This window comes from Streptomyces niphimycinicus, assembly GCF_018883605.1.
In the GTDB taxonomy this organism is placed as follows: Bacteria; Actinomycetota; Actinomycetes; order Streptomycetales; family Streptomycetaceae; genus Streptomyces; species Streptomyces niphimycinicus.
Genome location: NZ_JAHLEM010000639.1, coordinates 1 through 12662, shown reverse-complemented (window position 1 = coordinate 12662; position 12662 = coordinate 1). Strand labels below are relative to the sequence as shown.

The window sequence follows — 12662 nt, the reverse complement described above, 5'->3', positions numbered from 1 at the left end:
CGCCCCGCCCGCGGTGCCCTCGCCGCCCGGCCCCCGCTCGCCGCTCTGCCCACTCTCTCCGCTCTGCCCGCTCCGGCCGCTCTCGTCGCCCCGGCCGCCCTCGCCGCTTCCGCCGCCCTCGCCGCTTCCGCCGCCCTGACCGCTCCGGTCGTCCGTCATCGCGCCCCCGCCTTCCTCGCACACGACATCGACTGAGCAGACCGTACCCCCTATCGGCCCACCCCATCAGAGCCTGTGGAAAACCTCGGCGATCATGGTGAAACCCCTGATCAGACGTGACTCAACGCGGCCTGGCCCGACCCGACCCGGCCCCAGGCCCGGTCACGGAACCGGTCCCGGCCCCGGGCTCAGCCCCGGAACTGCTCCGGGCAGGCAGAACCACCCGAGGGCAGATGGCTCTCCGCCCACCGCGACAGCTCCTTCAGCGCGGGCTCCAGCGCCTTCCCCGCGTCGGTCAGCCGATAGGCCACCCGCAGCGGCGGCCCGGCGTCGACCTCCCGCACCACCAGACCCGCGGCGGAGAGCTCGGTGAGCCGGTCCGACAGCATCCGCTCACTGATCCCCGGGATGGCTCGCCGAAGCTCGGCGAAGTACGCCGCCTGCTCCGTCAGCACGGCCACGATGAGTCCCGTCCAGCGCTTGCCGAACAGCTCGAAGAACCGCGTCATCTCGCCGTCGACCTGCTTGCAGGCCCGCTCGTTGTGCTCCCCACGATCCTTCGCCATGGAATACAGACTACTGCGCTCCGGTTCGGGACTATAGAAAAGTAAGCTACTGTGCCATCTGTAGGTACGTAGGTATTACGGGTTCCTTGTCGAGCCCTCTTCGCTGGAGGCATCCATGCCGACTCTTCTGCACATCGACACGTCCGTCTTCCCCGGTGAGGTCTCCGCTTCCCGCTCGGTCACGGCCACCTTCCGCAAGGAATGGGAAGCCCAGCACCCGAACGGCACGGTGATCTATCGCGACCTGGCAGCCGAGCCGCTGCCGCACCTGGACGGCCTCGCCGCCGCGGCCGGTTTCGCCGCTCCCGATCAGCGCTCGCCCGAGCAGCACGAGGCGTTCGCCCTGCGGGAGACCCTTGCCAGTGAGCTCGAGCAGGCGGACACGGTTCTGATCGCCGCCCCGATGTACAACTTCACGATCCCCTCCACCCTCAAGGCGTGGCTGGACCACGTGATCATCATGGGCCGCACCGCGGGCGCCGAGCAGACCACCACCTCGGGCACCCCGACCGTCGTCGTCGCCAGCCGTGGCGGCGGTTACGGCCCCGGCACCCCCCGGGAGAGCTTCGAGTTCGTCACGAACTACCTGAGGAAGACGCTGGGCGACGGGCTCGGCCTCGATGTCACCTTCGTTGTGCCCGAACTCACCCTGGCCCGCAGCAATCCGGCCATGGCCGAGCTGGTCGACGCCTCGGACGCCTCCAAGGCGAAGGCCCACGAGGAGGCCGCGGCCAAGGCCAAGGAGCTCGCCACCCGCTTCGCCGCCTGATCGGCCCGACCGACCGATCGGCCCGACCGACTGATCAGTCCGACCGACTGGTGAGGCTGACCGACCGATCAGCCTGACCGCACGCATGACCCGGCCCGACCCGCCCGATCCCGTCCCACCCGGGTATCAGGCCACAGGGGCCTCCCCTCCCCAGGGAGGCCCCTAGCCATATCCCTGGGAAGGCCAGGCCCCGGCAAGATCCCTGCCAAGATCCCTGCCACAACGCGAAGCGGGCCTCCCAAAAGCGACTTTCGTCACTTCTGAGAGGCCCGCTCCGACTGGTGCGCGAGGGGGGAGTTGAACCCCCACGCCCTTTCGGGCACTGGAACCTGAATCCAGCGCGTCTGCCTATTCCGCCACCCGCGCATGGGTGCTGCCGTCCGGCCACTCGTTCCGCTCCCCGGCTGATCTTCTCGACCTGTCCGGTTCGTGTGGAGCGCCTTTCGACATCCAGAACATTAGCACGCCCTCCGGGGTGCAATCACACCCGTTACCGGCGCCCCCGCCCCCCACTCGTCCGTGGAGCGTCACGGTTGCGGGACACTGTCGTCAGGGCACCTCTACGATCCCTGTGAGGGGTGACACTGCTCCACAGGGCCAGGAAGGGGAACCACTCGATTTCCCGACGCGTGGATACGATCAGTAAGCAGTACCAGGACGGCACAGAGCACGAGTGACGGAAGGAGGTGCCCCGTGGGAGTACTGAAACGCTTCGAGCAGCGTCTCGAGGGCCTCGTGAACGGCACCTTCGCCAAGGTGTTCAAGTCCGAGGTCCAGCCTGTCGAGATCGCCGGCGCCCTCCAGCGGGAGTGCGACAACAACGCCACGATCTGGAACCGCGACCGGACGGTCGTCCCCAATGACTTCATCGTCGAGCTGAGCACGCCCGACTACGAGCGGCTCAGCCCGTATTCCGGCCAGCTCGGCGACGAGCTGGCCAGTATGGTCCGCGACTACGCCAAGCAGCAGCGTTACACCTTCATGGGCGCCATCAAGGTGCATCTCCAGAAGGCCGACGATCTCGACACCGGCCTGTACCGGGTGCGCAGCCGGACACTGGCGTCCAGCGAGTCCCAGGACCCGCAGCAGGCGGCGGGCGGCCCCGGCGCCGGAGCCCCGCAGCAGCGCCCCGGCGGTTACGGCTACCCCGCCCAGCCCGCCGGTGCCCCGCCGATGCCGTCCACGCCCCCCGGCGCCCGTCCTGCGCCCCGCACCAGCGGAGCCGGGGCCGGCGCCGGAGCCCAGCAGCAGGGCCAGACCCGCCGCTGGATCGAGATCAACGGCAGCCGCCACCAGATCTCCCGGCCCACGCTCGTCCTGGGCCGTTCCACCGACGCTGACGTGCGGATCGACGATCCCGGTGTCTCCCGCCGACACTGCGAGATCCGGGTCGGAACCCCACCGACCGTCCAGGATCTCGGGTCGACCAACGGCATCGTGGTGGACGGACAGCACACCACGCGCGCTACGCTCCGCGACGGCTCGCGGATCGTCGTGGGCAGCACCACCATCGTTTACCGGCAAGCCGAAGGGTGAAGCGGGGGCAATGTCAGAGCTGACCCTCACGGTCATGCGGTTGGGTTTCCTCGCCGTACTGTGGCTGTTCGTCATCGTGGCCGTCCAGGTCATCCGCAGCGATCTGTTCGGGACCCGCGTGACCCAGCGCGGTTCCGCGCGGCGCGGCGCCCCCGACCGGCCGCAGCAGCAGCAACAGCGGCAGAGCGCGCCGCCGCCGCAGCGCCAGCAGTCCGGTGGCCGTGGCCGCCGCGGTGCCCCCACCAAGCTGGTGGTCTCCGAGGGCACGCTCACCGGCACCACGGTCGCCCTCCAGGGGCAGACCATCACCCTCGGCCGTGCGCACGATTCAACAATCGTGCTGGACGACGACTACGCCTCCAGCCGGCATGCCAGGATCTACCCGGACCGTGACGGCCAGTGGATCGTCGAGGATCTCGGGTCCACCAACGGCACGTATCTCGACCGGACCCGGCTCACCACACCGACACCGATCGCACTGGGTGCGCCGATTCGCATCGGCAAGACCGTCATCGAGCTGCGGAAGTAGTAGGACCATGACGACCGGAGGGTGGGCAGCGTGGTTGGCAAGGGGCTGTACCCGGAGCCGACAGGCGAGGTGCGCATGAGTCTGTCACTGCGTTTCGCGGCCGGATCGCACAAGGGCATGATCCGGGAGGGCAACGAGGACTCCGGCTACGCCGGTCCCCGGCTGCTCGCCATCGCGGACGGCATGGGTGGCCAGGCCGCCGGCGAGGTCGCCAGCTCCGAGGTGATCTCCACCCTCGTCCAGCTCGACGACGACGTCCCGGGCTCGGACCTCCTGACGTCCCTCGGCAGCGCCGTGCAGCGGGCCAATGACCAGTTGCGCGTCATGGTCGAGGAGGACCCCCAGCTCGAGGGCATGGGCACCACGCTCACCGCCCTGCTGTGGACCGGCCAGCGGCTCGGCCTGGTGCACGTCGGCGACTCGCGCGCGTATCTGCTGCGCGACGGTGTGCTCACCCAGATCACCCAGGACCACACCTGGGTGCAGCGCCTGGTCGACGAGGGCCGGATCACCGAGGAGGAGGCGGGCACCCACCCGCAGCGCTCCCTGCTGATGCGCGCGCTGGGCAGCGGCGACCATGTCGAGCCCGATCTGTCCATCCGCGAGGTCCGGGCCGGGGACCGCTATCTGATCTGCTCCGACGGCCTGTCCGGCGTCGTGAGCCATCAGACCCTCGAGGAGACCCTCGGCAACTATCAGGGCCCGCACGAGACCGTGCAGGAGCTGATCCAGCTCGCCCTGCGCGGCGGCGGCCCCGACAACATCACCTGCATCGTCGCCGACGTCCTCGACGTCGACGGCGGCGACACCCTGGCCGCCCAGCTCAACGACACCCCCGTGATCGTGGGCGCGGTCGCCGAGAACCAGGTCCCGCTCGGGGACGGCGGCGCCGCGCACACCCCCGCGGGCCGCGCGGCCGAGCTCGGCAGGTCCGTCCCCCAGCAGGGGGACCCGCACGGCGGCTTCGGACCGCCCGGCAGTGGCGACCCGGCCATGGGCGGTCTGCCACAGGGCAGTTTCGACGACTACGCCGACGGCGACTTCACCAAGAAGAGCGGCGCCAAGACCTGGGCCAAGCGGTCGCTCTTCATCGTGCTGGGCCTGGCCGTGATCGGCGGCGGGCTCTACGGCGGCTATCGCTGGACCCAGACGCAGTACTACGTGGGCTCCAACGGCGACCATGTCGCGATCTACCAGGGCATCAGCCAGGACCTGGCCTGGATCAAGCTCAACAAGGTCCATGAGGACCACCGCGAGATCGAACTCAAGTACCTCCCGGCCGACCAGCGCGGCCGTGTGGAGGACACCATCACGGTCAGCGGGCTGGGCCAGGCCGAGGACAAGACCAAGGACCTCGCCACCCTCGCCGGCGCCTGTAAGAAGGCCGAGGCCCAGGAGAAGGCCGAGGACAGCCAGAAGGACCTCACGGGCGGCGACAAGGGCAAGAACGGCGGCTCCGGGGGCAGCCCCTCCAACAGCGCCAGCCCGTCGGGCGCCCATTCCGGGAACAACACCGAGAGCCAGCTCGGGGCGCGCGCCGCGAAGGCCACAACCAAGCCCACGCCGACGACGTCTTCCACTCCGAAGCCCGGCCCCACCCTCTCGGAGGAGGAGAAGAAGTTGGTCCCGCAGTGCAGCAGCACCCAGCAGTGAAGCCGTAAGGGGCCGTCCACCCATGAGCAGTAGTACGACCAACACGACGACGATCAGTACGGCCGGGCCGCCGAGCAGGCGGAACACCGAGCTGGCCATGCTCGTCTTCGCGGTGATCATTCCGGTCTTCGCCTACGCCAACGCGGGCCTGGCGCTCAGCGACGAGATGCCCTCCGGCATGCTCAGCTACGGCATCGGACTCGGTCTGCTGGCCGCCGTCGGCCATCTGGTGGTCCGGAAGTTCGCGCCGTACGCGGATCCGCTGCTGCTGCCGATCGCCACCCTCCTCAACGGGCTGGGCCTGGTGCTCATCTGGCGGCTGGACCAGTCCAAGCGGCTGGCCCAGCGGGCGGAGAGCATCGGCCAGGTCTTCGCGCCCTCGGCTCCCAACCAGCTCATCTACTCGGCGCTGGGTGTCGCCCTCTTCGTCGGCGTGCTGATCCTGCTCAAGGATCACCGCCTGCTCCAGCGCTACACCTACATCTCCATGGTGGTGGCGCTGATCCTGCTGATCCTGCCGGTGTTCTTCCCGCCCCGGTTCGGCGCGCGCATCTGGATCACCCTCGGCAGCTTCTCCATCCAGCCCGGCGAGTTCGCCAAGATCATCATCGCCGTGTTCTTCTCCGGCTATCTCATGGTCAAGCGGGACGCGCTCGCGCTCGCCAGCCGCCGCTTCATGGGGCTGTACCTGCCCCGCGGCCGCGACCTCGGCCCCATCCTGGTGGTCTGGGCCATAAGCATCCTCATCCTCGTCTTCGAGACCGACCTCGGCACCTCGCTGCTGTTCTTCGGCCTCTTCGTCGTGATGCTGTACGTCGCCACCGAGCGCACAAGCTGGATCGTCTTCGGCATGCTGATGTCGGCGGTCGGCGCGGTCGGCGTCGCCACCTTCGAACCGCACGTCCAGCAGCGGGTGGACGCCTGGCTCGACCCCTTCGCGGCGTTCAAGACCGGCGGCAGCGACCAGATCGCCCAGGCGATGATGGCCTTCGGCTCCGGCGGTGTCTTCGGCACCGGCCTCGGCCAGGGCAACTCCGACCTCATCGGCTTCGCCGCCAACTCCGACTTCATCCTGGCCACGATCGGCGAGGAGCTCGGGCTCGCGGGCACCATGGCGATCCTGCTGCTCTACGGCCTGATCGTGGAGCGCGGTGTGCGCACCGCCCTCGCCGCCCGCGACCCGTTCGGCAAGCTGCTGGCCATCGGCCTGTCCGCGGCCTTCGCCATTCAGGTCTTCGTCGTGGCGGGCGGTGTGATGGGCCTCATCCCGCTGACCGGTATGACCATGCCGTTCATCGCACAGGGTGGTTCGTCCGTCATCGCCAACTGGGCACTCGTCGCCATTCTGATCAAGATCAGCGACACCGCGCGCCGTCCGGCGCCGGCGCCCGCTCCCACCACAGACGCCGAGATGACCCAGGTGGTCCGACCGTGAACAAGCCGCTGCGCCGAATCGCGATCTTCTGCGGACTTCTCGTCTTCGCCCTGCTGCTGCGGGACAACTGGATCCAGTACGTCCAGGCCGACGAGCTCAAGAACCACGATAAGAACCGCCGGGTGCTGATCGCCCGTTACGGCCAGCCGCGCGGCAACATCATCGTCGACGGCCAGCCGATCACCGGATCCGTCGAGACCAACGGCACCGACTTCAAGTACAAGCGCACCTACAAGAACGGTCCCATGTGGGCACCGGTCACGGGGTACGCCTCGCAGGCGTTCGACGCCAACCAGATCGAGAAGCTCGAAGACCAGATCCTCACGGGCAATGACGACCGCCTCTTCTTCAACCGGACGATCGACATGATCACCGGCAAGAAGCAGAAGGGCGGCGACGTCATCACCACACTGAACGGCAAGGCCCAGAAGGCGGCCTTCGAGGGTCTCGGTAACAAGAAGGGCGCCGTCGCCGCGCTCGACCCGCGCACCGGCAAGATCCTCGCCCTCGCCTCCGCCCCGAGCTACGACCCCTCGAAGATCGCGGGCGCCTCCAAGAAGGACTCTGACGCGTACAACGCGCTCAAGCCGGACGTCGACAAGGACGACCCGATGCTCAACCGGGCGCTCCGTCAGACCTACCCGCCCGGCTCGACCTTCAAGGTCGTCACCGCGGCGGCGGCGCTGGAGAACGGCAAGTACACGGACATCGACGGGCCGACCGATTCCCCGGACCCCTGGAAGCTCCCGCTGTCCACCCAGCCGCTGCCCAACGAGGGGAACATCCCCTGCAAGGACGCCTCGCTGCGGCAGGCGCTCCGCTACTCCTGCAACACGGTCTTCGGCAAGCTCGGTGACGACCTCGGCAAGGACAAGATGCGCGAGGAGGCCGAGAAGTTCGGCTTCAACAAGGAGTTCCTGACGCCGGTCCGCGCCGACGCCAGCGTCTACCCCGAGAAGATGGACCAGCCCGGCAACGCGATGTCGGCCATCGGCCAGTTCGACAACCGGGCCACCCCGCTCCAGATGGCCATGGTCGCCGCCGCGGTCGCCAACGACGGCAAGCTGATGAAGCCGTACATGGTCGACTCGCTGCGCGCGCCCAACCTCAACACCGTCGAGCAGACCGACCCGGAGGAGATGAGCCAGCCGCTCAGCTCGGAGAACGCCCAGAAGCTCCAGAGCATGATGGAGACCGTGGTCAAGGAGGGCACCGGCACCAGCGCCCGGATCCCGGGCGTCACGGTCGGCGGCAAGACCGGTACCGCGCAGCACGGCGTCGCCAACAGCAAGAACCCCTATGCGTGGTTCATCTCCTACGCCAAGGGGAAGGACGGCTCGCCGGTGGCGGTCGCGGTGGTCATCGAAGGCTCCGACACCCTCCGTGGCGACATCGCCGGTGGCAAACTGGCCGCGCCGATCGCCAAGAGCGTGATGCAGGCCGTACTGGGAACCGAGCGCGACAAGTGACCCCGGTCACGTCCGGATGCCAATCCCGCACGTCGCCGTACCGGTCCGGTATCAGATAGCGGCTGAGGCCGGGTCCCGTAAGACGTGCCGGGTACGGTATGCGCGAGCAGCACTTCGCCGGCCCCCATGGGTGCGGCCGGGAACCACGGAAGAGGGCTGGAGTAGCTATGGAAGAGCCGCGTCGCCTCGGCGGCCGGTATGAGCTGGGCTCAGTGCTCGGCCGCGGTGGCATGGCGGAGGTCTACCTCGCGCACGACACCCGCCTCGGCCGTACTGTCGCTGTGAAGACGCTCCGGGCGGACCTCGCCCGTGACCCGTCCTTCCAGGCCCGGTTCCGCCGAGAGGCCCAGTCGGCCGCCTCGCTCAACCATCCCGCGATCGTCGCGGTCTACGACACCGGCGAGGACTACGTCGACGGTGTCTCGATCCCCTACATCGTGATGGAGTACGTCGACGGTTCCACGCTGCGTGAGCTTCTCCACTCGGGCAGAAAGCTGCTCCCCGAGCGCTCACTGGAGATGACCACCGGAATCCTCCAGGCGCTCGAGTACTCGCACCGCAACAACATCGTCCACCGGGACATCAAGCCGGCCAACGTCATGCTCACGCGGGACGGCCAGGTCAAGGTGATGGACTTCGGCATCGCCCGCGCCATGGGCGACGCCGGTATGACCATGACACAGACGGCCGCCGTCATCGGCACCGCCCAGTACCTCTCCCCCGAGCAGGCCAAGGGCGAGACCGTCGACGCCCGCAGCGACCTGTACTCCACCGGGTGTCTGCTCTACGAGCTGCTGACCGTAAGGCCGCCGTTCGTGGGCGACTCCCCGGTGGCCGTCGCGTATCAGCATGTGCGGGAGGACCCGCAGCCGCCGAGCACCTACGACCCCGAGATCACCCCGGAGATGGACGCCATCGTCCTGCGGGCGCTGGTCAAGGACCCCGACTACCGCTACCAGTCGGCCGACGAGATGCGTGCCGACATCGAGGCGGCCCTGGAGGGCCAGCCGGTGGCCGCCACCGCCGCACTGGGCGCGGTCGGCTACGGCTCCGAGGACCAGCCCACCGCGATGCTGCGGCCGCAGAACTCCGGTGCCGGGGCGCAGACCTCGATGCTCCCGCCGATGCGCGAGGACGACGGGGGCTTCGGCTACGACGACCGGCCGGACCGTGGCCGGGGGCGCGGGGGCTCCGGCAAGAAGAGCAACCTCTCGACGATCCTGCTGATCGTCGCGGGGATACTGGTGCTGGTCGGCGCGATCTTCATCGGGAAGTCGCTGTTCGGCGGCGGTAAGAACGACGACATGGTCCCGGTCCCCAGCCTCGTCGGCAAGACGATCGCCGACGCCAAGAGCCAAGGGGAGAACGGCGACTTCAAGATCAAGAACGTCGGCTCCAAGTTCTGCGACAACGCGGACAAGGACACCGTCTGCGAGCAGAACCCCGGGAGCGGCGGCGAGATCAAGCGGTACGGCGTGGTCGAGCTGACCATGTCCAAGGGCCCCAAGCCCGCGGCGAGGGTCGAGGTGCCCGACGTCCTGAACGTGCAGTACGCGTCGGCCAAGGACCAGCTCGAGGCCAAGGGTTTCAAGGTCGAGCAGAAGACCCAGCAGTCGGAGCAGACCGCCGGCAAGGTGATCGACCAGGACCCGAAGGGCGGCAAGAAGGTCGCGAAGGGCACCACGATCACCCTGACCGTGGCCGAGGCGCAGCAGAAGGTCACCGTCCCGGACGTGACCACGCAGAAGGTCGCGGACGCCACGTCCGCCCTCCAGCAGAAGGGCCTCAAGGTCCAGACGCAGGAGGTCGACAACGGCGACGTCGAGGCCGGTACGGTCACCGACCAGACGCCCAAGGGCGGCCAGGAGGTGCTGCCCGGTTCGACGGTCACGCTGACCGTCGCCAAGGCCGCCGCCGAGGAGAACGTGCCGGTGCCCAACCTGGGCGGCCAGAAGCTCAAGGACGCCAAGAAGGCGCTCCAGGACCTGGGCCTGAACGTGGGCAACATCGCCGGTCCGCAGGACGACAACGCCACCGTGATCGCCAGCCAGCCGGGCGCGGGCACCCAGGTGCCCAAGGGCCAGTCCGTGAACCTCATCACGGTCGCCGGGCAGGGCGGCGGAGGGAACGGCGACGGAGGCGGGGGCGGCGGAGGCATCTTCGGCGGCCAGAACGGCTTCTAGCAGCACGGTGACACGGGGAAGCCCCCGGCATCCTGAGCTTAGGTTCTAGTGGTCGTCGCAACACCCCAGTTCAGGGGGTGCGATGGACTTCGAGATCCGCAAGCAGAAGATCCAGGGGCGAAAGAAGCTGCGTCGGGAGCGGGAGGAATACTTCCGGCTCATGCGACTGGGCTTCAGTAACGCGGATGCGTGTGAACGTGTAGGCGTCAACCCTCGGACCGGCCGTGAGTGGCGTAACGGCCGGCCCGAGGGCCGCAAGAAGCGGTCCCTGACCTGGGACCAGGGCAGCGAAATGGGACGCCACCGCGAGTTCAGCGTCGCGACCGATGTCCCCGTCTACTTCTGCGACCCGGCCAGCCCCTGGCAGCGCGGCTCGAACGAGAACACGAACGGTCTGCTGCGGCAGTACTTCCCGACTTGTATTGGGGGCAGCGGTGTTTGTGATCGGGTTGGCCGCCCGTAACGTGCCGCAGGACGCCGGGCAGGCTGACTCGAGTACTTCCTGCCGCCCCAAGGGCACCGACCTGTCCGTCCACAGCCGCGAGCACCTCGACGCCGTCGCCGCCGAGCTCAACGGCCGCCCACGCAAAACGCTCGGCTGGGAAACCCCAGCCGAGCACCTGCATAAACTGCTCGCGGCCTGATCAAACCGACCATGTGTTGCAACGACCCCTAGAAACCGCCGAGAAGGGTGCCGGGGGCTTCGTCGTGCTCAGGGGCTTTCTGCGTGCTCAGGGGCTTCGTCGTGCTCAGGGGCTTCTTCGTGCTCAGGGACCGTCCGAGGGGGCAGGAGACCGTCCCGAGGGGGTCAGCGCAGTTCCTTGGGGGGCGTGCGGTCCGCGTCGACCTTCTCGGTGCGCTCCAGTTCGCCCCAGACGATGTAGCGGTGGCGGGAGGTGTAGACGGGAGTGCAGGTCGAGAGCGTGATATAGCGGCCCGGCCGCTTGCGGCCCGACTCCTTCGGGACCGCGTTCAGCACCTCCACGTTGTACTTCGAGGTCTCCGGCAGCGTCGCGTAGACCTTGTAGACGTACCAGGTGTCGCGGGTCTCGAAGACCACCGCGTCGCCGTCGTGGACCTTGTCGATGTTGTGGAACTTCGCACCGTGCCCGTCCCGGTGCGCGGCCAGGCTGAAGTTGCCCTTCTTGTCCCACGGCATCGCGGACTTGACCGGCTGGGTGTAGTAACCGGCCACACCGTCGTTGAGGGTCTCGGTGCTGGTGCCCTTCTTGACCAGCACCTCGCCGTTGTGCATGGACGGTACGTGCAGGAAGCCGATGCCGCTCTTGGTGTCCAGCCTGCCCGGACCCTGCTGCGACCAGTGCTTGCGCACCCGGTCGCCCTGCTTCTTCGCCTCGCGGTCGGCCAGGACGTTGGTCCACCACAGCGAGTAGACGACGAACAGGGCGAGAATCAGCCCCGCGGTGATCAGCAGCTCGCCGAAGACCGCTATGGCCGCGGCTACCCGCCCACGGCCGGTACGACGGCTGGGCGTTGCGGGCGGGCCGGGGTGCCGGTCCTGCCGCTCGTCGTGGTCGGTGCGTGCCACCGCGTCGTACCCCTTTTTCTGGTTTCCCGGCTGTTCCCGCTCATTCGACCAGCGCGTCCGGCTTTCCCTTGCTACGCGGCCGCTCCTCGACCATCTTGCCCCAGAGGATCATCCGGTAGGTGCTGGTGAATTCGGGGGTGCAGGTGGTCAGCGTGATGTACCGGCCCGGTTCGGTGAAGCCGGAGCCGGGCGGCACCGGCTTGATGACGCCCGTGTTGGACGGCGACGTCTGCGGCAGGATGCTTTTCATCGCATAGGTGTAGTACCGGCTCTGCGTCTCGACGACGATCTCGTCGCCGGGCTTGAGGCGGTTGATGTAGCGGAACGGCTCGCCGTGGGTGTTGCGATGCCCGGCGAGCGCGAAGTTGCCCTTCTTGTCCCATGGCATGGCGGTCTTCAGCGGGCTCTTGCCGTAGTGGCCGACCATGCCGCGGTCGAGGACCTTGTGCTTGTCGATGCCCTCCGCGATCGGGGCCTTCACGTCCAGCTTGGGGATGTAGATGATCGCGAACCCCTGCCCGGGGGAGAAGGTGCCCGGGTCCCGGTCGTCGCCGCCGTTCTCGTCCCACTTCTTCTGAAGGTTGTTCGCGGCGCCGTTGGCCTGCTGATGGGCACGGATGTTCGTCCACCAGAGCTGATAGGTGACGAAGAGCAGCATCACCACGCCGAGCGTGATGAACAGCTCCCCCACCACCCGGCTCGCCACCACCCCGGGGCTGTCCTTACGGGCCCGCGCGGCACGCTTGGCCTCCATACGGGTGCGGGGCGCGGCGCCCGCGGCGCTCCCCGCGCCCTCCGTGGGCCCTGTGGCGCC

At 68.4% G+C, this 12662-nt stretch carries 11 protein-coding genes, 1 tRNA gene and 1 pseudogene; 9 read left to right on the top strand and 4 right to left on the bottom strand.

The features are described from left to right. Nucleotides 1–195: hypothetical protein (locus KN815_RS38670; protein WP_216346484.1), on the top strand; the 195-nt coding region annotated here is incomplete at its 5' end. 152 nt (nt 196–347) lie between these two features. Here KN815_RS38670 and KN815_RS38665 read toward each other — a convergent pair. Next, nucleotides 348–725, bottom strand: coding sequence for a winged helix-turn-helix transcriptional regulator (locus tag KN815_RS38665; RefSeq protein WP_216346483.1), 378 nt, complete (start codon nt 723–725; stop codon nt 348–350). A gap of 115 nt (nt 726–840) precedes the next feature. Between KN815_RS38665 and KN815_RS38660 the strand changes: the two genes are divergently transcribed. Continuing rightward, complete coding sequence (locus KN815_RS38660; RefSeq protein ID WP_216346482.1) at nt 841–1494, top strand: FMN-dependent NADH-azoreductase; 654 nt, start codon at nt 841–843, stop codon at nt 1492–1494. Nucleotides 1495–1773: 279 nt separating this feature from the next. On the opposite strand, the gene KN815_RS38655 is transcribed toward KN815_RS38660, so the two are convergent. Further along, nucleotides 1774–1860, bottom strand: a tRNA-Leu gene (locus KN815_RS38655). A gap of 327 nt (nt 1861–2187) precedes the next feature. On the opposite strand from KN815_RS38655, the gene KN815_RS38650 reads away from it, so the two are divergent. The 7 genes and pseudogenes from KN815_RS38650 to KN815_RS38620 form a co-directional block, all read left to right on the top strand. Then, nucleotides 2188–3030, top strand: coding sequence for an FHA domain-containing protein (locus tag KN815_RS38650; RefSeq protein WP_216346481.1), 843 nt, complete (start codon nt 2188–2190; stop codon nt 3028–3030). A 10-nt stretch (nt 3031–3040) separates the two neighbouring features. Further along, nucleotides 3041–3559: an FHA domain-containing protein FhaB/FipA gene (locus KN815_RS38645; RefSeq protein WP_014053590.1), complete on the top strand. Its 519-nt coding sequence runs from the start codon at nt 3041–3043 to the stop codon at nt 3557–3559. 75 nt (nt 3560–3634) lie between these two features. Continuing rightward, the gene (locus KN815_RS38640; RefSeq protein ID WP_216346480.1) at nt 3635–5212 is read left to right on the top strand and encodes a PP2C family protein-serine/threonine phosphatase; all 1578 of its coding nucleotides are present in this window, start codon (nt 3635–3637) and stop codon (nt 5210–5212) included. Between the two features lie 22 nt (nt 5213–5234). Beyond that, nucleotides 5235–6647 carry an FtsW/RodA/SpoVE family cell cycle protein gene (locus KN815_RS38635; RefSeq protein ID WP_216346479.1) on the top strand — a complete coding sequence of 471 codons (1413 nt, stop codon included), beginning with the start codon at nt 5235–5237 and terminating at the stop codon, nt 6645–6647. Then, nucleotides 6644–8116 (top strand): peptidoglycan D,D-transpeptidase FtsI family protein, encoded by a 1473-nt coding sequence (locus KN815_RS38630; RefSeq protein WP_216346478.1) that lies wholly within the window; start codon nt 6644–6646, stop codon nt 8114–8116. Before KN815_RS38635 ends, KN815_RS38630 begins: the two co-directional genes overlap by 4 nt. A gap of 167 nt (nt 8117–8283) precedes the next feature. After that, nucleotides 8284–10299, top strand: a complete 2016-nt coding sequence (gene pknB, locus KN815_RS38625) for a Stk1 family PASTA domain-containing Ser/Thr kinase (RefSeq protein WP_216346477.1) — start codon at nt 8284–8286, stop codon at nt 10297–10299. Between the two features lie 262 nt (nt 10300–10561). Next, nucleotides 10562–10943, top strand: a pseudogene (locus tag KN815_RS38620) (IS30 family transposase); the annotation flags it as partial. A 164-nt stretch (nt 10944–11107) separates the two neighbouring features. On the opposite strand, the gene KN815_RS38615 reads toward KN815_RS38620, so the two are convergent. Together KN815_RS38615 and KN815_RS38610 are read right to left on the bottom strand one after the other, a co-directional pair. Further along, a complete protein-coding gene (locus KN815_RS38615; RefSeq protein ID WP_216346476.1) occupies nt 11108–11848 on the bottom strand; it encodes a class E sortase in 741 nt (246 codons plus the stop codon). A gap of 40 nt (nt 11849–11888) precedes the next feature. Continuing rightward, the coding region (locus tag KN815_RS38610) for a class E sortase (RefSeq protein WP_253209501.1) at nt 11889–12662 on the bottom strand (774 nt) is incomplete at its 5' end.